Source organism: Burkholderia sp. LA-2-3-30-S1-D2 (assembly GCF_001523915.2).
GTDB lineage: Bacteria > Pseudomonadota > Gammaproteobacteria > Burkholderiales > Burkholderiaceae > Burkholderia > Burkholderia diffusa.
Map to the genome: position 1 here is coordinate 403,859 of NZ_CP013383.1, position 19,927 is coordinate 423,785.

Annotated in this window: 18 protein-coding genes; 8 read left to right on the forward strand and 10 right to left on the reverse strand. The window is 66.7% G+C overall.

What is annotated here, in order from left to right; all coding sequences use genetic code 11:
* Positions 1 to 21: 21 nt before the first annotated feature.
* Together WS66_RS01855 and WS66_RS01860 are read right to left on the reverse strand one after the other, a co-directional pair.
* Positions 22 to 987: a PDR/VanB family oxidoreductase gene (locus WS66_RS01855; protein ID WP_059599718.1), complete on the reverse strand. Its 966-nt coding sequence runs from the start codon at positions 985 to 987 to the stop codon at positions 22 to 24.
* Entirely contained in the window at positions 984 to 2,063 is a 1,080-nt protein-coding gene (locus WS66_RS01860; RefSeq protein WP_059599732.1) for an aromatic ring-hydroxylating dioxygenase subunit alpha, read from the reverse strand. The genes WS66_RS01855 and WS66_RS01860 overlap by 4 nt, the downstream gene beginning before the upstream one ends.
* A 198-nt stretch (positions 2,064 to 2,261) precedes the next feature.
* Here WS66_RS01860 and WS66_RS01865 point away from each other — a divergent pair, with 198 nt between their 5' ends.
* Positions 2,262 to 2,750, forward strand: a complete 489-nt coding sequence (locus WS66_RS01865) for a MarR family winged helix-turn-helix transcriptional regulator (protein ID WP_059532660.1) — start codon at positions 2,262 to 2,264, stop codon at positions 2,748 to 2,750.
* 69 nt (positions 2,751 to 2,819) lie between these two features.
* Here WS66_RS01865 and WS66_RS01870 read toward each other — a convergent pair whose 3' ends face one another.
* A complete protein-coding gene (locus WS66_RS01870) occupies positions 2,820 to 3,566 on the reverse strand; it encodes a TetR/AcrR family transcriptional regulator (protein WP_059599719.1) in 747 nt (248 codons plus the stop codon).
* Between the two features lie 171 nt (positions 3,567 to 3,737).
* On the opposite strand from WS66_RS01870, the gene WS66_RS01875 reads away from it, so the two are divergent.
* From WS66_RS01875 to WS66_RS01895, 5 genes are all read left to right on the forward strand, one after another.
* Positions 3,738 to 4,919 (forward strand): isovaleryl-CoA dehydrogenase, encoded by a 1,182-nt coding sequence (locus WS66_RS01875; protein WP_059599720.1) that lies wholly within the window; start codon positions 3,738 to 3,740, stop codon positions 4,917 to 4,919.
* Positions 4,920 to 4,950: 31 nt separating this feature from the next.
* Positions 4,951 to 6,558 carry a carboxyl transferase domain-containing protein gene (locus tag WS66_RS01880; protein WP_059599721.1) on the forward strand — a complete coding sequence of 536 codons (1,608 nt, stop codon included), beginning with the start codon at positions 4,951 to 4,953 and terminating at the stop codon, positions 6,556 to 6,558.
* A 17-nt stretch (positions 6,559 to 6,575) separates the two neighbouring features.
* Positions 6,576 to 7,361: an enoyl-CoA hydratase/isomerase family protein gene (locus WS66_RS01885; protein WP_059599722.1), complete on the forward strand. Its 786-nt coding sequence runs from the start codon at positions 6,576 to 6,578 to the stop codon at positions 7,359 to 7,361.
* Positions 7,362 to 7,397: 36 nt separating this feature from the next.
* Positions 7,398 to 9,398 (forward strand): acetyl-CoA carboxylase biotin carboxylase subunit, encoded by a 2,001-nt coding sequence (locus WS66_RS01890; protein WP_059599723.1) that lies wholly within the window; start codon positions 7,398 to 7,400, stop codon positions 9,396 to 9,398.
* A 247-nt stretch (positions 9,399 to 9,645) separates the two neighbouring features.
* Positions 9,646 to 10,788 (forward strand): DUF2827 domain-containing protein, encoded by a 1,143-nt coding sequence (locus WS66_RS01895; protein WP_059599724.1) that lies wholly within the window; start codon positions 9,646 to 9,648, stop codon positions 10,786 to 10,788.
* Between the two features lie 283 nt (positions 10,789 to 11,071).
* On the opposite strand, the gene WS66_RS33955 is transcribed toward WS66_RS01895, so the two are convergent.
* Positions 11,072 to 11,608 carry a hypothetical protein gene (locus WS66_RS33955; RefSeq protein WP_162499690.1) on the reverse strand — a complete coding sequence of 179 codons (537 nt, stop codon included), beginning with the start codon at positions 11,606 to 11,608 and terminating at the stop codon, positions 11,072 to 11,074.
* Between WS66_RS33955 and WS66_RS01900 the strand changes: the two genes are divergently transcribed.
* Both WS66_RS01900 and WS66_RS01905 read left to right on the forward strand, forming a co-directional pair.
* A complete protein-coding gene (locus tag WS66_RS01900; RefSeq protein ID WP_059599725.1) occupies positions 11,531 to 12,334 on the forward strand; it encodes an EAL domain-containing protein in 804 nt (267 codons plus the stop codon). The genes WS66_RS33955 and WS66_RS01900 overlap by 78 nt on opposite strands.
* Positions 12,335 to 12,396: 62 nt before the next feature.
* Entirely contained in the window at positions 12,397 to 12,837 is a 441-nt protein-coding gene (locus tag WS66_RS01905) for a hypothetical protein (RefSeq protein WP_082728857.1), read from the forward strand.
* A gap of 43 nt (positions 12,838 to 12,880) precedes the next feature.
* On the opposite strand, the gene WS66_RS01910 is transcribed toward WS66_RS01905, so the two are convergent.
* From WS66_RS01910 to WS66_RS01935, 6 genes are all read right to left on the reverse strand, one after another.
* Positions 12,881 to 14,851 (reverse strand): FkbM family methyltransferase, encoded by a 1,971-nt coding sequence (locus WS66_RS01910; protein WP_059599726.1) that lies wholly within the window; start codon positions 14,849 to 14,851, stop codon positions 12,881 to 12,883.
* A gap of 23 nt (positions 14,852 to 14,874) precedes the next feature.
* Positions 14,875 to 16,011: a DUF2827 family protein gene (locus WS66_RS01915; RefSeq protein ID WP_059599727.1), complete on the reverse strand. Its 1,137-nt coding sequence runs from the start codon at positions 16,009 to 16,011 to the stop codon at positions 14,875 to 14,877.
* A 28-nt stretch (positions 16,012 to 16,039) separates the two neighbouring features.
* A complete protein-coding gene (locus WS66_RS01920) occupies positions 16,040 to 16,507 on the reverse strand; it encodes a DUF4019 domain-containing protein (protein WP_059599728.1) in 468 nt (155 codons plus the stop codon).
* Positions 16,508 to 16,532: 25 nt separating this feature from the next.
* Positions 16,533 to 17,687, reverse strand: a complete 1,155-nt coding sequence (locus tag WS66_RS01925; protein WP_059599729.1) for a DUF2827 domain-containing protein — start codon at positions 17,685 to 17,687, stop codon at positions 16,533 to 16,535.
* A 14-nt stretch (positions 17,688 to 17,701) separates the two neighbouring features.
* Positions 17,702 to 18,847 carry a DUF2827 domain-containing protein gene (locus WS66_RS01930; protein WP_059599734.1) on the reverse strand — a complete coding sequence of 382 codons (1,146 nt, stop codon included), beginning with the start codon at positions 18,845 to 18,847 and terminating at the stop codon, positions 17,702 to 17,704.
* 401 nt (positions 18,848 to 19,248) lie between these two features.
* The gene (locus WS66_RS01935; RefSeq protein WP_059599730.1) at positions 19,249 to 19,917 is read right to left on the reverse strand and encodes an OmpA family protein; all 669 of its coding nucleotides are present in this window, start codon (positions 19,915 to 19,917) and stop codon (positions 19,249 to 19,251) included.
* Between the last annotated feature and the right edge of the window lie 10 nt (positions 19,918 to 19,927).

The following is a 19,927-nucleotide window of genomic DNA, read 5'->3' on the forward strand; positions in this document are numbered from 1 at the left end:
GCCGCGTGTCGGGCGGTCCGTCTACAGGTCGAGTACCAGCAGATCGCTTCGCGATCGCGAGCAGCACGGCATGAACTGGTCGCCGGCCGCTTGTTCCGCTTCCGTCAGATACGAATCGCGATGATCGGGCTCGCCTTCGAGCACACGCGTCACGCAGGTGCCGCAGACGCCTTGCTCGCACGACGTGAGCACATCGACGCCGTTGGCTGCCAGCGCGGCGATGACCGTGCATTCGGCCGGCACGTCGATCACCTTGCCGCTGCTCGCGATGCGGACCTGGAACGCGCGATCCGCGCCGGACGACGCAACCGCGCCGCCGAAGAACTCGTAATGCAGCCGCTCGTCGGCCCAGTTGTGCTCGCGCGCGGCGTTCAGCACCGCGTCCATGAAGCCGCGCGGGCCGCATACGTACAGGTGCGTGCCGTCAGGCGCTGCGGCGAGTACGGCGGGCAGGTCGAGGCGTTGCGCGGGGTCGCCGTCGTCGACGTGGAAGCGGGCGCGGTCGCGGAACCCGGCTGCTTTGATCCGCTCGACAAAGGCCATGCGATCGGTCGAACGCGCGCAGTAGTGCATGGCGAAGGGCGTGCCGGACGAGAACAGCCGTTCCGCCATGCAGAGAATCGGCGTGACGCCGATCCCGCCCGCGAGCAACAGGTGGTGCGGCGCGTCGGGCGCGAGCGGAAATTGATTGCGCGGGATGCCGATCCGTACGGTATCGCCTTGCCGGACGTCATCGTGAATCGTGCGCGACCCGCCGCGACCCTCGGCATCGCGCAGCACCGCGATCTGGTAGCGATCGCCGGGTTCGGGGTGGTTGCACAGCGAGTACTGGCGCACGAGCCCGCCCGGCAAATACACGTCGATATGCGCGCCGGCGTCGAAGCGCGGCAGGGGCGACCCGTCATCGCTGACGAATTCGAAACCGCAGATGTCGCGCGCTTCCTGCCACTTGCGGGCCACCCGGACCGTCAGCGTCGCGGCGCTCATGACGCCTCCTTGATCTGCGCGACCGGAATCACGGGCCGCTGCGGACTCGATGCGCTTTCGTCGGCGAGCAGCCGCTCGATCACCTTGCGCGACAGCACGCCGCCGGCGTCGATGTTGAGCTTGAGCAGCTTGCGGCCCGGCCACTGCTCGAGGTTGAGTTGCTGGCGCTCGAGCATCTCGAGATCCTCGGCGAAGATCTTGCCCTGACCGTCGCGGATCTCGGCGGTCAACGCGTGATCGTCGGGCCGGAAGTTGCGCGCCATCCCCCAGAAATACCAGATCGACGTGTCCGTCTCCGGCGTGATGAAGTCGACCACGATCGACGACGCTTTCAGCTCGGCCGGCGCGTCGTAGCCTCCGTGGCCTGCGTGCGCGACGCCCACTTCGATCATCACGTGGCTCGGTGGCGTGAAGCGGCAGATCTGCCAGCGGTCGACGGCCACGTCATCGGCCAGCCCGTTGCCGCGCAGCGCCATCCGCCAGAACGGCGGCGGCATCACGTTCTCCATGAAGCGGCTCGTGACGACTTCGTCGCCGTTGGCGGTCGTCTTCGGCGGCGCTTCGTCGATTTCCTTCTGGCCGATGCTCGTCGCATGCACGTAGGTCTCGTGCGTGAGGTCCATCAGGTTGTCGATCATCAGCCGATAGTCGCAACGGATGTGATACAGGCCGCCGCCGTATGCCCAGGCAGGATCTTCGGCCCACTGGAGCGCGGGCAGCTTGTCGGGGTCTGCCGCGGACGCATCGCCGGGCCACACCCAGACGAATCCATACCGCTCGACCACAGGAAAGCTGCGGATCGGCGGAAAGCCGCCGACGCGCTGGCCCGGCATGCCGGCCGTCTTGCCGTTGCAGCCCATTTCCAGCCCGTGATAGCCGCACACGAGCACGCCGTCGCGCACGAATCCCAGCGACAGCGGCGCGCCGCGGTGCGGGCAGAAGTCTTCGAGCGCGGCGACCCGGCCGTCCGCCGCGCGGTAGAACACCATCGACTCATTGCAGATCTTGCGGCCCAGCGGCTTGCCGTCGATTTCATCGGGCGTGCACGCGACATACCAAGCGTTCTTGAGAAACACGTTCTTCGTCTCCTTCAGGGCGGTGCCGCCGGTGCGCGGCAACTCTTCATTCCGTGTACTGAATGAGATTCAGTGTACTTATTGATGTTGGTCAGGGCAAGGCGAGCGGTATACTGGTTTTCCCGGGAAATGGCGCGACGCAGCGCCATGCCGTCGGCGCACGCAACAGCGTGCGCCGCCTATGTCATCGACTCATTCATGGAAAAAACGAATCCCGCCGACGCGCCGGCTTTCCCGCTCGACCTGTACGACGAACCCGGGCACCTGATCCGGCGCGCGCACCAGATCGCGGTTGCGATGTTCTACGAGAAGCTTGGCCGGGACGTGACGCCCGTGCAGTACGCGGTCCTGCGGATGCTCTACGAGTGTCCGGGGCTCGATCAGGTGACGCTCGCGCAGCGAGTGGCGCTCGATACGTCGACGACCGCGGACCTCGCGGTCCGGCTCGAAGCGAAAGGATTGATCGTTCGCGAAGTGTTACCGCGGCGTCAGCGGCGCTTGTTGCTGACGCCGGCGGGTGTCGAGCTGCTCACGCACCTGATTCCGTCGGTGCAGGAACTGCGCGCCGGCCTGTTCGACGGCATGGGGGAGGACGATTCGCGGGAACTGATGCGCCTGTTGCGCAAGTTCGTTCATTTGAACAACGAGCAGAGCCGTGCGCCGCTGCGGGTCGGCGAGGAGTCGTAGCGGCTGATTTCCGCGCGATGGAAGAGCAGATGCGGCAAGGCGGCAGCAGCTTCGCGCCGCCTGCCTGCATTATGGGCGTGACGCTTCCCCTTCCAGCCGCCGCACCGCTTCCGCGACTTCGTTCCTGAAGCGCACGAGCGCCGCTTGTTCCGGCGCGGGCGGCTGCACGGCGGCCCAAAGCATGTCCACGAGCTGGGTGGCCGTCGTTTCCGTATCGAGCTTGCGGTGCCCGAGGATCGCATCCCACAGCACGTGCTCGATCGGCCCGAACACCATCGAGCGCAGCAGGCTCAGCGGCATGTCGCTGCGTACCTGCCCGGCCGCCTGGCCGCGCGCCAGTACGTCCATCAGCGGCGCCGTGTAGCGGCGCTGCAGCGCGGTGAGCTCGTCGCTCAACGCATGCTGCTTCGCCCGCCCTTCCGACAGCACCAGCGCGCACAGCCCGGTGCCGTTCACCAGCATCAGCCGCAGGTGCGTGCGCACGATGAACGCGAACTGCTGCTGCACCGACGCTTCCTGCGGCATCCCGAGTTCGAACGCGGCAATGATTTCGTCATACCAGTCGGCAATCACGCGCGCGCACAGCTCGCGCTTGCCGCGGAAGTAGCTGAACACCGTCGCCTCCGATACGCCGACGCGCTGCGCGATCTCGGCGGCCGTCGCATGCTCGTAACCCTTTTCGGCGAACACTTCACGACCGGCGCGCAGGATGTCCTGCACGCGCTGCTGGGACTTGCGCCCGGCAGGTGCGCGCGACGGCTCGGGGTGGTCGGCTTTGGCGGTGGCGGTCATGGTGTCGGCGGTAGCGGCTGTCATGCTGCAATGATATCTGAGTGGCACTCAAAAAACTATTGACGACAAGCCGGACGAGGCGCGAAACTGTGCAAAATTTACGCTGTATTGGCTTAATGAATCGACGCATTGATCCGATTTGAGCGACACTCAGAAATCGGCGCGTGCGACCCACTTTCTGGAGACGGAGGAGACATGATCAACCTGCCCGGTGTGCAATTCATGCTCGGTGAAGACATCGAGATGCTGCGCGACGCCGTCGCGACGTTCGCGGCCAAGGAAATCACGCCGCGCGCGGCGGAAGTCGACCGCACCGACCAGTTTCCGATGGATCTGTGGAAGAAGTTCGGCGATCTCGGCGTGCTCGGCATGACGGTCGCCGAGGAATACGGCGGCGCGAACATGGGCTACACCGCGCACATGGTCGCGATGGAAGAGATCTCGCGCGCATCGGCGTCGATCGGCCTGTCGTACGGCGCGCACTCGAACCTGTGCGTGAACCAGATCCACCGCAACGGCACCGAGGCGCAGAAGCAGAAATATCTGCCGAAGCTCGTGTCGGGCGAACACATCGGCGCGCTCGCGATGAGCGAGCCGAACGCGGGTTCCGACGTCGTCAGCATGAAGCTGCGCGCGGACAAGCGCGGCGACCGCTACGTGCTCAACGGTACGAAGATGTGGATCACCAACGGCCCCGACTGCGACACGCTCGTCGTCTACGCGAAGACGGACATCGATGCCGGCCCGCGCGGCATCACCGCGTTCATCGTCGAGAAGGGGATGAAGGGCTTCTCGGTCGCGCAGAAGCTCGACAAGCTCGGCATGCGCGGATCGCACACGGGCGAACTCGTGTTCCAGGACGTCGAGGTGCCGGAGGAGAACATCCTCGGTCAGCTCAACGGCGGCGTGAAGGTGCTGATGAGCGGCCTCGACTACGAACGCGCGGTGCTGTCGGGCGGCCCGACGGGCATCATGGCCGCGTGTCTCGACGCGGTGGTGCCGTATATCCACGACCGCAAGCAGTTCGGCCAGTCGATCGGCGAATTCCAGCTGATCCAGGGCAAGGTCGCCGACATGTACACCACGTTCCAGGCGTGCCGCGCGTACCTGTATGCGGTCGGCCGCCATCTCGACTCGGCGGGCAGCGACCACATCCGCCAGGTGCGCAAGGATTGCGCGGGCGTGATCCTCTACACGGCCGAGAAGGCGACGTGGATGGCCGGCGAGGCGATCCAGATTCTCGGTGGCAACGGTTACATCAACGAATACCCGGTCGGCCGTCTGTGGCGCGATGCGAAGCTGTACGAGATCGGCGCCGGCACGAGCGAGATCCGCCGCATGCTGATCGGCCGCGAGCTGTTCGCGGAAACGATGTAACGCCCCACGTCACGCGAACGGAGCCCCGTCGATGCCGATCATCGAATCGAAACTGAACCCGCGTTCGGAAGAATTCCGCGCGAACGCCGCGGCGCTGGAGGCGGTCGTCGCCGACCTGCGCGCGAAGATCGAACAGCTCGCGCAAGGCGGCGGCCAGGCCGCGCGCGACAAGCATCTGTCGCGCGGCAAGCTGCTGCCGCGCGACCGTATCGCGCAGCTGCTCGATACGGGTGCGCCGTTCCTCGAGCTGTCGCAGCTCGCGGCGAACGGCATGTACAACGACGACGCGCCAGGCGCGGGCGTGATCACCGGGATCGGCCGGATCGCGGGCCGCGAGTGCGTGATCGTATGCAACGACGCGACGGTCAAGGGCGGCACCTACTACCCGATGACGGTCAAGAAGCACGTGCGCGCGCAGGAAATCGCCGCGGAAAACCGGCTGCCGTGCGTGTACCTCGTCGATTCGGGCGGCGCGAACCTGCCGAACCAGGACGACGTGTTTCCCGATCGCGACCACTTCGGCCGCATCTTCTTCAACCAGGCAACGATGTCCGCCGCGGGAATCGCGCAGATCGCGGTCGTGATGGGCTCGTGCACGGCGGGCGGCGCGTATGTGCCGGCGATGAGCGACGAGTCGATCATCGTGAAGAACCAGGGCACGATTTTCCTCGGCGGCCCGCCGCTCGTGAAGGCCGCGACCGGCGAGGAAGTGAGCGCGGAGGATCTCGGCGGCGGCGACGTGCACACGCGCCTGTCGGGCGTGGCCGACCATCTCGCGCAGAACGACGCGCATGCGCTGTCGATCGCGCGCAACATCGTCGATCATCTCGCGCCGAAGATCGCATCGCCGGTGGCGGTGCGCGAACCGAAGCCGCCGCGCTACGACGCGAAGAGCCTGTACGGCGTGATTCCGGTCGACACGCGCAAGCCGTTCGACGTGCGCGAGGTGATCGCGCGCATCGTCGACGATTCGGAGTTCGACGAATTCAAGGCGCGCTTCGGCACGACGCTCGTCACGGGCTTCGCGCACATCTGGGGCCATCCGGTCGGGATCGTCGCGAACAACGGCATCCTGTTTTCCGAATCGGCCGTGAAGGGCGCGCATTTCATCGAGCTGTGCTGCCAGCGCAAGATTCCGCTCGTGTTCCTGCAGAACATCACGGGTTTCATGGTCGGCCGCAAGTACGAGAACGAAGGCATCGCGCGCCATGGCGCGAAGATGGTGACGGCCGTGTCGAACGCGAAGGTGCCGAAGTTCACGGTGATCATCGGCGGCTCGTTCGGCGCGGGCAACTACGGGATGTGCGGCCGCGCATTCGGCCCGCGTTTCCTGTGGATGTGGCCGAACGCGCGGATCTCGGTGATGGGCGGCGAGCAGGCCGCGTCGGTGCTCGCGACCGTGCGCCGCGACGGCATCGAGGCGAAGGGCGGTTCGTGGTCGAGCGACGAAGAAGAGGCGTTCAAGCAGCCGATCCGCGACCAGTACGAGCGCCAGGGGCATCCGTATTACGCGAGCGCGCGGCTGTGGGACGACGGTGTGATCGACCCTGCGCAGACGCGCGACGTGCTGGGCCTCGGCCTTGCCGCGTCGATGAACGCGCCGATCGACGATACGCGCTTCGGCGTGTTCCGGATGTAACGAGCGAGGGGCGGACGATGCGATACGAAACCATCAAGGTCAACGAAGCAAACCGCGTGGCGACCGTCACGCTCGCGCGGCCCGACGTGCGCAACGCGTTCAACGAGACGACGATCGCCGAGCTCACCACCGCGTTCGAGTGGCTCGATGCGCACGCCGGCGTGCGCGCGGTCGTGCTCGCGGCGGAAGGCGCGGCGTTCTGCGCAGGCGCGGACCTGAACTGGATGAAGAAGATGGCCGGTTACTCGGACGACGAGAATCATGCCGATGCGCGCAAGCTCGCGCGGATGCTCGAGGCGATCCATCGCTGCGGGAAGCCGGTGATCGCGCGCGTGCACGGCGACGCGTATGCGGGCGGCGTGGGCCTCGTCGCGGCGGCCGACATCGCGATCGCCGCCGAAGGCGCGAAGTTCTGCCTCTCCGAAGCGCGGCTCGGGCTGATTCCGGCAACGATCGCGCCGTACGTCGTGCGCGCGATGGGCGAGCGCGCTGCACGTCGCTACTTCACGACGGCCGAAGTGTTCGACAGCGCGCGCGCCGCGTCGCTCGGCTTCATTCACGATGCCGTGCCGGCCGAGGCGCTCGACGAAACGGTCGCGAAGCTGGCCGCGACGCTCGTCGCGAACGGCCCCGATGCGGTGCGTGCGTGCAAGCGGCTCGTCGCCGACGTGGCCGGCCGGCCGCTCGACGCGACGCTGATCGACCAGACCGCCGACTGGATTGCGCGGACCCGCGCCGGCGCGGAAGCGCGCGAAGGGATCGCGTCCTTCCTCGAGAAACGCACGCCTTCGTGGCGTGAATGACGGCGTGCCCCTAACTTTCCGGACGACACCGAAGCCATGTTCGACAAGATTCTGATCGCCAACCGCGGCGAAATCGCCTGCCGCGTCGCCGCGACGTGCAAACGTCTCGGGATCGCGAGCGTCGCCGTCTATTCCGACGCGGACGCGAACGCGAAGCACGTCGCAGCGTGCGACGAAGCCGTGCACATCGGCGGCTCGGCGGCCGCGGACAGCTACCTGCGCATCGAGCGCATCATCGAGGCCGCGCGCGCGACCGGCGCGCAGGCCATCCACCCGGGTTACGGTTTCCTGTCGGAGAACGAGGATTTCGCGCACGCGTGCGAAGCGGCCGGCATCGCGTTCATCGGGCCGCCGGTCGACGCGATCGCGGCGATGGGTTCGAAGGCCGCCGCGAAGGCGCTGATGCACGCGGCCGCGGTGCCGCTCGTGCCCGGCTATCACGGCGACGACCAGGATGCAGCCCACCTGCATCGCGAAGCCGACGCAATCGGCTACCCGGTGCTGCTGAAGGCGAGCGCGGGCGGCGGCGGCAAGGGCATGCGCGTGGTCGAGCGCTCCGACGACTTTCCGGCGGCGCTTGCGTCGTGCCAGCGCGAGGCCGCGAGCAGCTTCGGCAACGATCGCGTGCTGATCGAGAAATACCTGACGCGCCCGCGTCACGTCGAGGTGCAGGTGTTCGGCGACACGCACGGCAACACCGTCTACCTGTTCGACCGCGACTGCTCGGTGCAGCGCCGTCACCAGAAGGTGCTCGAGGAAGCGCCGGCGCCGGGGCTGCATGAAGACGTGCGCCAGGCGATGGGCGAGGCGGCTGTCGCGGCCGCGCGTGCGGTGAATTACGTCGGCGCGGGCACCGTCGAATTCATCATGACGGGCGAAGCGTTCTACTTCATGGAAATGAACACGCGCTTGCAGGTCGAGCATCCGGTCACCGAGATGGTCACGGGGCTCGATCTCGTCGAGTGGCAACTGCGCGTGGCATCGGGCGAGCCGCTGCCGCTGCAGCAGGACGAACTGCGCGTGCACGGGCATGCGATCGAGGCGCGTCTCTATGCGGAGAATCCGGCGCGCGGCTTCCTGCCGTCCACCGGCACGCTGAAGCACCTGCGGCTGCCGGAAGGCGTCGAGTTCGCCATCGGCGCGCCAGTGCGCATCGACAGCGGCGTGCGCGAGGGCGACGCGATCACGCCGTTCTACGATCCGATGATCGCGAAGCTGATCGTGCACGGCGCGGACCGCGCGGAAGCGCTCGGCCGGATGCTGCGCGCGCTGCGTGCGTGCGAGGTGGTCGGCCTGCACACGAACGCCGCGTTCCTGCAGCGGATCGTCACCTGCGAGCCGTTCGCGATCGCCGATCTCGACACGGGCCTGATCGAGCGCAACCACGATGCGCTGTTCGCGCCGCAACAGCCGCCGCGCGCGACGCTCGCGCTGGCCTGTGCGGCGCTGCTCGCGCGCGAACGCGACGCGGGCGCACGGGAAGGCGCGTCGCCGTGGCGTGCGCTGCCGGACTGGCGGCTGAACGGCGGCTATCGCCGCACGCTCGAGTGGCATGCGCCCGAACGCGAAGCGGACGTGACGGTCACCTACGAGGACGACGGCGGCAGCACGCGCCTCGCCGCCGGCGACGCGGCCGCGCAGCCGTTCGCGTGGACGCGCGGCGCAACGCCGCTCGACTTCGACGTGACGCTCGACGGCGTGCGCAGCAGCGGCCGCGTGTATGCCGACGGCGACAGTTTCCACGTATTCACGCAGGGTGTCGCCGAGACCTTCGAATGGCGGAACGTGCTTGCGCACGCGGGCGATGCCGAGCATGGCGGCGGCCGCCTCACTGCGCCGATGCCCGGCAAGGTGATCGCGGTGCTGGTCGAGCCGGGCCAGAAGGTCGAGGCCGGCACGCCGCTGATCGTGATGGAAGCGATGAAGATGGAGCACACGATCGGCGCGCCGGGTGCGGGCGTCGTCGCCGAAGTGCTGTACGGCGTCGGCGACCAGGTCGCGGATGGCGCGCAGCTGCTGATGATGGCTGAAGGCTGACCGGGGCGTGCGTCGCACACGGGCCGACGTGGCGCCTCGCGGTGCGGCGCCGGCCTCGTCGCATCTGGCGCTGGCGGCGCGCATGGCGTCCCGTGCGGTGCGCCCGGTCGCCAACCCGGGCAGTTGGCACCGCGTATGACCATGCATGACAGTCTGGCGGCCGGCGTTCCGCTAGACTGGCGGATTGCTCGCGCGGCCGCTTGCCCCGCGCTACACTGCGTCCATTCAACTTCCCACCCCGCCGACGATGACGTCTCCTGTCCTGAACGGCCTGCGCATCGGTATCACGATCGGACTGCGCACCCCCGACGAAAGCCTGTGGATCAACGGTATCAAGCAGAACGCGCTGTTTCTCGCGAAGCTGCTGATGGCGTCGCCGCATGGCTACCACGTGACGCTGGTCAACACGACCGACGTGCCGCTGACCGACGCGCTGCCGTGGGATCGCACCGTGTACGACACGCGCGCGTTCGCGGACATGAAGGATGCGCTCGACGTGGTGATCGAACTCGGCGGCCAGATCGACGCCGCGCAGACGGCCTACCTGAAGGCGCGCGGCGCGAAGATCGTCAGCTACTGCTGCGGCGTCGAGTACATCAACGCGATGGAATCGATGCTGTTCGGCCGCCGGTTGTGGGATTCGCTGTTCATCAACCGCGGCTACGACGAGGTGTGGGCGATTCCGCAGATCGCGCCGTCGTCGCTGCCGTTCCTGCAGTCGCTGCGCCGCTGCCCGGGGCGCGTCGTGCCGTTCGTGTGGGATCCGATGTTCCTCGACGCGCGAGCGGCATCGTTGCCCGAGCACGGCGAGTACCGCCCGCGCAGCGAGCCGGGCAAGCGGCTTACGGTGATGGAGCCGAACCACAACGTCGTGAAGTTCTGCGTGTACCCGATGCTGATCATCGACGAAGCGTATCGCCGCGATCCCGATGCGATCTGCTTCACGCACGTGACTAACGCCGACCGGCTCGCGCATGACAGCCCAGAGTTCGTGATGCTGATGAACTACCTGGACATCGTGCGCGCCGGCAAGGCGAGCTTCGTCGGGCGTTTCGACACGCCGCTGTTCCTGGCCGACCTGACCGACATCGTGGTGTCGCATCAATGGTCGAACCCGCTCAACTACTTCTATTTCGACGTGTGCTGGCAGGGCTATCCGCTTGTGCACAACGCGAGCCTCGCCCCTGATCTCGGCTACTACTACCCGGACAACGACGTGCAGAAGGGCACGGAAGCGCTGTTGCACGCGCTGCACACGCACGACGACGACTGGCAAGGCTACACGCGGCGCCAGCGCGAGATCCTCGGCCGCTATACGTCGGCGAACCCCGCGCTCGTCGCCGAATACGATGCGCTGCTCGCGAACCTGATCGGCGCGACGGCGGCATAAGGTTGCGCGTTGCCGCATGCCGTCATCCGGATTGACGGCGGGCAATGTCTGAAGAAATGATGCCATTAAAAAAGAAACCGTCGAGCCGGGGAGATTCGACGGTTTTTAAGGCACGAATTTGACGGCTCCGAGGGAAGTCCGTCAGAAATTATTTTAAAGGTTAACAAGTCGGAAAGATTGTTAAACATCTTTCAATCGATGGCCGTCGCATAATTCGACTCGATATTATCGTCTCAAAATGGTCTGATTAATATTTGAGTATTATCAATATCGTTTGAAACGATCAAATTGAATTCTGCGGAGACCGAATGCGCCGTGCCGAGCCATGGCGGCACAACGTGCGGACGGTTGCGGCGAATCCCGGCGTTGGGTCCAGGCAGGATATCGTCGACGGATATTTATCATACAAAACACCAAACATCCGATTTTTGAAACGAGTCTTGCGGCAATCTGAATCGCCGGGCGGGTGGAGAAAATAAACGATATAGATTGGCGCTTTGCGGGCGATTTTGTGTAATCTGCCGCACTGTTGCCGACGTGTGCGCGTGGTGTATTTTCCGTGTTTGAATATCGTTGACAATATCGGGTTTGACGGCGCACCGAAATAAAAAGTACGCTCCCGGAAAAGATCGAAACAAGAGGATGGGCCGGGTAGGCGGTGGTGCGTGTCGTGGTCGGCACGCGCCATATGAATCGAGAGCGCGGGCCGTCGTCGGCGGTCCGACATTTGCCGGAGCGCCGGATGAATGCGGTCGAACCTCGCCTTGAGGCGAATAGCGTAGCGAATCGGGACGAGATCGATCTCGTGTTCGGCGCGCATGACGATCACCCCGACCTTGCGTCGGTACGCAGTTTCGTCGAAAGCCGGCTCGGATTCGCGCGCGAGCCAGTCTGCCGCGCCGACCTGTCGGGCGGCGTGCTGTATCACGAATGCCTCGCGCGGCTGCGCTGGGGATCGCGCGAGGCGTTGCCGCCGCTCGCGTTCCTGCCGCGCCTCGAATCGCTCGGGCTGATGCGCTGGTTCGACCGGCTCGTGGTGGGCCGGACGATCGACGCGCTGCGTGCCGATCCGAAGGCGGTGTACGGCTGCAACGTCGCGGCGATGAGCGCGGTGGTGGACGACGCGTGGCTGGCCATTTTCAGGCGGCTCGAGCGCGAGCCGTCGGTCGCGGCGCGGCTGGTCGTCGAGATTACCGAGACGGGGCCGCTGAATCCCGTCGCGGGCCGGTCGTTCGTGAACCGGTTTCGCCAGATCGGGTGCCGTGTCGCGATCGACGACTTCGGCGTCGGCTTCAGCGCTCTGAACAACCTGGTGGTCGGCAACCCCGATATCGTGAAGCTCGACAGGTCGGTCCTGTCGCTGATCAAGCGCAACGCGATCGGGCGCTACCAGTTTCGCCGGCTGATCGCGTTCGCGCACGAGAGCGCGCGGCACGTCGTCGTCGAAGGCGTGGAGAACGAGATCGACCGGCAGATCATCCTGGATTCCGGCGTCGCCTGGGCACAGGGCATCCGCTTTACATGGCGGTCACCGGCCGCCGCATGACGTCGCGGCGCGGGCGCGGCGTGCCGGCACGGGGCAACGAAGGATCGGAAAGGGGCGTGGGTATGGCGACGACGAAAGCCGGGCATGGAACGGGCACACGGGCGGCCGATGCGTGCGAACTCGTCGCGATCGCCGAACTGGCAGACATGCTGTGGCAGCTCGGCGCCGAATCGACCGATGCGCGGTTCGACGTCGCGCCGTATTTCGATGGCCTGAAGGCCGTTGCGTACCGTATTCACCGGATGAAGTCGCTCGACGCCGACGGCCGCGAACTCGCGGCGCGGCACTACTATGCCGGCGTGTTTGCGGGCGCCTGCGGCGACGATTCGGCAATTGCGCGCGGTGTATCCGGCAGCCTCGCTCGGCACGTTGGCCAGGCCAGCCGTGCCGCGCTCCGCTGTTTCGCCGGGCTCGCGCGGATCGGACGCCGGCATGGCCGCCTGTTTGCCACGCACGGCGGCGACGGTGTGCCGCCCTGGCGTCCGCTCGCGCGCCGCGCCTGACCGCTCGCCGATCACGGGCGTGCGGCGCCCGCCAAGCCCCCCGTCAGTCTTTTCCGAATTCCCCGAGCACGAGCGCCAGTGCGCGATCGACAGCATCGTCCCATTGGCCCGGATGCGCGGCGCGCACGATCCGGATGCCCGGATACAGCGCGGTACGCGAGCCGGTTTCCCAGCGCGCATCGGCTTTCGGGCTCAGCAGCAGGACCGCGGGCACACCCAGCGCGCCGGCCAGGTGGATGTGCGCGGTGCAGGTGGTGACCACGGCATCCATCGCGAGCATCAGCGCGGCCAGATCGCTGAAATCGCCGATCGCGTGATGCGGGAACGTGACCGGCAAATCCGACGGCTCGGCGTGCGCGGCGATGTCGCGGTTGATGCAGTACGCGGCATGGCCATGCAGTCGCGCCAGTGGCGCGAGATCGCGCAGGCTGGCCGCGCGCAGGAAGCGCGCATCGCTTTCGTCGCGGCCGCGCCAGTTGAGGCCGATGCGGCGCGTGCCCGGTGCGTTGCCGTCGCGCGCGACGCGTTCGCGCCAGGCGGCCGCCCGTTCGGGCGGACACGACAGGTACGCGGCCGGCGCGCCGGCCGGTGCAGGCGCATAGCCGAACTGCGCGGCCAGCACCAGGAACGAACACCAGTAGTCGTGCGCAAGTTGCGATGTGTCGACCCACGCGCCGTGCGCGCCGACGAATTCGATGCGCGGGAACGTATGGCGCATCAGACTGGCCAGCGCGGCGGGGACGATGACCGTCACCGCCGCGCAGCCGAGCGCGTCGAGCGTATGCAGGTAACGTGCGTACTGGAGCTGGTCGCCGACACCGCCGTAGCTGATCACGAGCAGCCGCTTGCCGTGCAGCGGCTGGCCGTCGTAAAGCCGTTCGATCGGCAGCCCGAACTGCGCGGCGGTCAGCACGTTTTCGCTGGCGATGGTCGCGCGCGCCGCTTCGTCGCGCCGGCCGGCACGCAGCAGCAGCGCCGAGCGCGCGAGTTCGACACGCCCGCGCAGCGCATCGGGCAGCGCAGCCGGGTCGCCGATGCGTTCGAGTGCCGCGAGCCCGGCGTCGGGCGCGCCGGCGAAGCCGTAGCACGACGCGAGCTGGAACGCGATCGCATCGTCGTCGAGGCCCCGGCCGCGCGCGCACAGCCAGCGGCCGATCGCATGGCCCCATTCGCAGCGTGCCTCGTGTTCGAGCGCGCGGTTCCAGTGCGTTTCGGGCGGGTCGGTCTCGGCGGCCGCGACGGCATTCGCGTCGTCATGTGCGCGAGCGGATGCACCGCCGATCGGCTCGCCCGAGATGAACAGGCGCTGCCGATCCCAGCGCGGGTTCGGCACGCACAGCAGATTCGGTCCGTCGAGCCGGTAGAACGTGTAATCGAGGCCGGCGAACGTATCGATGACGCGTGCGTCATCCGCGTCCCGGTATGCGATCCAGCACCACGGCAGATGCGTTTCGATCGACTGGCGTGCACCGTGCAGCGCGTCGATCTCCATTCCGTCGATGTCGAGCTTCAGGAAATCGAGGCGCGGCAGGCCGAGCGAATCGAGCCTGACCGTCGGGGCCGGCGTGCCGTCGGCCGCGGGCGCGTCGACATGTGCGGCCGGTTCGGCGTCGGCGGGCCGTTCGTCGTCGACGTCGGGCACCGTCATCGTGCCGTTGCGGCTCGCGAGCCCCATGTTCAGCAGATGGAGGTTCTGGATCTGGTTGAGCGCGACGGTGCCGCCGAGCGCGTGGAACAGCGTGCGCCGCGGCTCGAACGCATGAACGTGGCCGCCGCGTTCGCGCAAGCGCTGCGCGATCGGCACGCAGACAAGTCCCGCATTCGCCCCGCCGTCCACCGCGATCGCACCGTCGGGCAACTGGTCGATCACCTGCATGATCGCGTCGAGCTCGGCCTGGTTGTGCGGCCGGCCTGTCTTGATCAGCGCGTCGGCCTGCCGTGTGTTGTGACGGTCGATGACGAACGGGCCGTGGATCGAATCGATCACGACGAAGTTGCGGACGGTTTGCTTCATGAGCCGATGGCGGACGGATGCGCTCAGCCGAGTGCGCGCCCGGCGAACAGGCGCTGGATCTGCTCGGAATACGCGCGGACGTTGTGGTCGGCGAGCGTGTCGACCTGCTGCAGACAGCGGCGGGCCGCTGCGGCGTAATCGTCGAGCCGTGCGTCGTGTGTTTGCGCGGCGGTCGCGATCGCGCGCGCCGCGTCGAAGATCTCGAAGTCCGGGTAGTAATAGCCGACGTCGCGCAGGAACGGCGAGTTGTGCACGAGCGGGTAGTTGCCGTATAGCGCGTCGTACAGCAGGTAGTTCAGGCCGTTTTCCCAGTGGTGCGACACGACGATGTCGGTGTGATGCGCGGCCCACGCGACGAACGGCGCGCGCACGTCGGCCGTCGCCTTGCCGTCGCACACCATCTCGAGCCCGAGCGCGAGATGCTTGAAGGCGACGTTTTCCTTCTTGTCGAACGTGTTGGTCATGTACACGTGCTCGACGAGCTCCGGGTGCTCGACGTAGCACGCGTTCGCGGCCAGCATCGGCACGATCGAACTCTTCACGACGTTCAGGTTCGGTTCGAAGAACGCGATGCGCTTGGCCGGGCCGTGATTGCGGTAGCCGAAGCGCGCCTTCAGTTCGGGATCGGCGTCGAGGCTGCGTTCGATGAAGTACGGCGACCAGATGTGCGGCAGTTCGATCACCGGTGCGCGATACACGGCCTGGAAGTAGGCCGCGCACGTGTGCATGTGCTGCGGGTTGGTCCAGATCTCGTCGAATTGCACGCGGTTCGGGTTCGGCCGCCAGTTGTTCTTCTCGAAGTTGATCGTCTCGACCGCGATCACGTAGTCATTGCCGAAGCGGTACGACACGCACTTGCCGCCGCGCTGGCGCACCGCGTCCGTGTGGGACGGATCGATGAACGCGTTCATCTCGATCAGCAGGTCGGTCTGGTGGACGATAGACGACAGCGGCCGCAGCGCGTCGCCGAATGCGTCCATCATCAGCGCCTGCGGGTAGTCGGTGATGCCGTCGTCGTGCGCGAGCCACACTTCGCCGATCAGCGGCGAGCGTTTCAGCAGCATGTACAGGTACACGCAATGCTGGTTCGCGCCGTTGTACCAGATCGACTGCGTCGCGTCGCGCTGAACGTTCATCGTAATCGCGACATTGATTTTCATCGGCAGCTCCGGGCGGACGGTGCGCGGTTCAAGGCGTGTAGTTCTGCGACTGGCGCGGCACGTAGCCGGTCAGGTGCCAGCGGCCGTCGTCGTCGAGGCGAAAGCTCAGCTTTTCGTACACGGTCGTCCCGGTCGTGAGCGTCGTCGCATAGTCGACATTCGCATAAAGCCCGTCGGGAGTCGTCGATGAATTCGAGTAGCGAATTCGCGTGATCTGTGCCCAGCCGCGATGGCTGACCATGCCGACCGACTGGCGCGCGCGCTGCATGTCCAGGGCGAACTGCTCCTGCTTGATGTGCGCCTTCACGAACGCGGCGGAGTCGTTCCACACCGCGCCGTACTGGCCGGCATCGAGCTGTTTGAAGACCGCATCGGCATCGCGCAGCAGCGCGTCGGCCGATTCGCCGCCGGATTGCGCGTGCGCACCGATCGCAATCGACGCGATGGCGCAGCCGATCAGCCATTTCGTACGGGAGAGGGGCGGGTATGCGTTCATGTCGGAGTCCGGAAGAGGCGGCGCGTCATGCGTCGCGATAGAGCGAGGCGATCGCGTCGGAATATGCGGCGACGTTGTCGGGGTTGTAGATGCTGACCGAGTCGAGCACGTGCTTCGATTGCTCGCGGTATGCGTCGAGGTTCGCATCGTGCTCGGCGAACGCCTGCAGCAGCGCGCGGCCGCCGGCCTGGCAATCGAAGTCCGGATAGAAATACCCGGCCTTGCCGAGGAACGGCGAGTTGTGGATCAGCGGATAGTCGCCGTACAGCAGTTCGTAGTACAGGTAGTTCTGCGCGTTTTCCCACGTGTGCGATACCACCGCGTCGCCGTAGGCGGCCATGAACTCGTAGACGGCATAGCGGCTTTCGAACGTCGTGATCCCGTGGTTGACGATGTCGAGGCTCTTCGCGAAGTGGACGAACGTCGCGTGTTCCTTCAGGTGCAGCGTGTTGCACACGCGCACGAACTCGAGGAATCCGGGCTTCGCGCGATACGCCTCCTCGGTCACCAGCATCGGGATGATGCTCGTCTTCACCATGCAGATGTTCGGCTCGAACATCGTCACGCGCCAACGCGGCTTGCCCGGTTGGTAGCCGAACGACAAACCGGCGCCGAGCGTCGCGCGTGCCTTGTCGAACAGCATCGGATGCCAGATGTGCGGGACGATCGTCACCGGCGCGCGCAGGCCCGTCTGGTAATAGTGCAGGCATGAGCGCTCGAATTCCGGAATCGTCCATACCGCGTCGTACGGCGCGCCCGAGAACAGGAAGCCCGACGGCTTGTCGAACATCGCCCGCTCGATGTCGATCACGTAGTCGTTGCCGACCCGCATCGTGACGACCTTGCCGCCGCGGTCGCTGAACGCGCGCAGGTAGTCGGCGCCGAACTGCGCGCTCATTTCGATCAGCACGTCGCAGCGCTCCAGCGCTTCGTCCATCGACAGCAGCGGCACGTCCCATTCGCCGAGCATCATCTGCGGATCGGCGAGCTGTTCGCCGCCGTTCACCATCACGGCTTCCGCGACGAGCGGCGACTGGCGTAGCAGCAGGATCAGCAGCAGGCAGTTCTGGAAGATGCCGTTTTCCCATAGCGACTGGCCGGCGCCGCGCACGAACAGCGATACGCCGACGACGAGACGCTTGCCCTCACCGGGCGCTCGACGGGCTTTGGAGTCCGACATGCGTATGCTCCGGTTCAGGCGACCAGGCGCGCGACGAACGCGTCCAGGTTCGCGGGGTTATCGATCGAGACCGACTGCAGCAGCCGGTCGGCTTTCGCACGATAGTCGTCGAGCCGCTCGTCGTGATGCAGCCATGCATCGCGCAGCGCCTGGCCACCGCCGGCGGAATCGAAATCCGGGTAGTAGTAGCCGGCGTCGCCGAGCAGCGTCGAGTTGTGGATCAGCGGATAGCCGCCGTACAGCACGTCGTAGTACAGATAGTTCTGCGCGTTTTCCCAGTGGTGGGACACGACGGCGTCCGCATGGCGCGCCATGAAGCCCGGCAGGTCGATGCGCGGCTCGAACGTCGCCTTGTGCTGGCGCACGAGGTCGAGGCTGTTCGCGAAGTGCACGAACGTCGGATGTGCCTTCATCTGTATCGAATTGACGACGAACAGATGCTGCACCGCGTCCGGTTGTGCGCGGTAGAACTCGTCGCACGCGAGCATCGGGTAGTGGCACGACTTCACGACCGAGATGTTCGGCTCGAGCGTGGCGAGATTCCATGGACGACGGCCCGGCTGATAGCCGAACGTCAGGCCTTCGCTCGCCAGCGCGGCGATGCGGCGATCGAGGAAGTACGGCGACCAGATGTGCGGCATCAGGTGCACTGGCGCGCGCAACAGGGTTTGCAGCATCGGCGCACCGGTCTTCGCGTACTGCGGCAGCAGCCATACCTCGTCGAACGGCGCACCGTTGAAAACGTGTCCCGACGGCTTGCCGAAGATCGGCGTTTCGCATACGCCGGCATATACGTGGCCGCAGAAGAACGCAGCGATCTTCTTGCCGAGTGCCTTCATGTGCCGGAGCCATTCAACTGGCAGTTGCGCGCCCATCTCGATCACGACGTCGAGTTCGTGCGTGACGTCGGCTGGCTTCACGAGCGGCACGTCGAGACCGTCGAGGTCGAGGCCGGTCGGCAGTGCGTTGGCGTCGCCGCCATTCAGGAAATAGACGGGGCCGACGCGATCGGAGCGCTTGAGCATCATCGCGAGGAACGCGATGTTCTGGTGAATGCCGTTTTCCCAGATCGCCTGGCCGTCCCGCGCAAACAGCGAGATGCCGACGGCCGGCCGTTGCTTGCGGGTGCCGCTCGAGGCGGCTTGATTGATGTCCGTCACCGGTTGGTTTCCTCTGCGGCGTCGTTTGTCCGGCCGTGGCCGCGAAACGGCGCGCCGTGGATTGTCGTGGTCGCGTTCGCGCCGGCGCGCACTGGAATGCGCGTCGAGCGGCGTGGATCGCGATGCGGCCGCCGGATTCCGGAATGTCGTCGGGCGCGTCTGGCACCGCACGCGACGCGGGCGGAACGCCACGGCAGCTGTGTGCGGCGATTGTGGCACGGAAGGTGCCGTTTTGTGGAGGGGGCTGACGAACTTTGACATAGCCGCCGGCGCGGTAGCCGAGGCCCCGGCGAAGCGGAGTCGACGGGGGCAGCAGGGTGCCGGCGGGGCAACTGCGCCCTGCCGGTGAGGGCCGTCGCGAGCAGGCGCGGGGGGCGCACGAGCCCGCGACGGCCGGCTGCTCAGCGCTGCAGCGAGATCTCGACGCGGCGGTTGCTCGCGCGGCCTTCGGCCGTCGCGTTGGACGCGACCGGGTCGGCGCTGCCGCGACCCGTGACCGATACGGACTGCGCTTTCAGCCCGTGCGCCTTCAGGTAGCTTGCGACGGTTTCCGCGCGGCGCTTCGACAGCGCGAGATTGGCGGCGTCGCTGCCGACCGAATCCGTATGGCCGGTGACCGTCACCTGCGTGTACGTACGGTCTTCGCGCTCGCTCAGCAGTTTGTCGAGCGACGCGCGCGCGGCCGGCGTGAGCGTGGCCAGGCCCGTCGCGAACAGCGCGTCGCCCGCGAGGTTCACATGTTCGACCGCGGCGGGCGCGGGCGCCGGCTCGACGGCCGACGCCGCTGCGGCCGGCGCGGCACCGCACTGGAATACGAGCGTCGCGGGGTCCGAGCCGTCGCGCAGCGCACGGGCCGAGTCGACGGTGCGCACCGGCTGGTCGCCGCAGATTTTGCGAGCAGCCTTCATGCAAGTCTGCGGGCCGGACAGCAGGCCGTGGCAGTCCACCTGGAAGGTGCGCACGCCGTCGCGCGGCTGCAGTTCGGATGCGCTGAAGGTCGGGCCGGATGCGGTCGAGCACGCGGCGAGGGTCGTCGCGGAAAGCGCGAGCGCAAGAGCGAGTTTGTTCACGATTACGTCC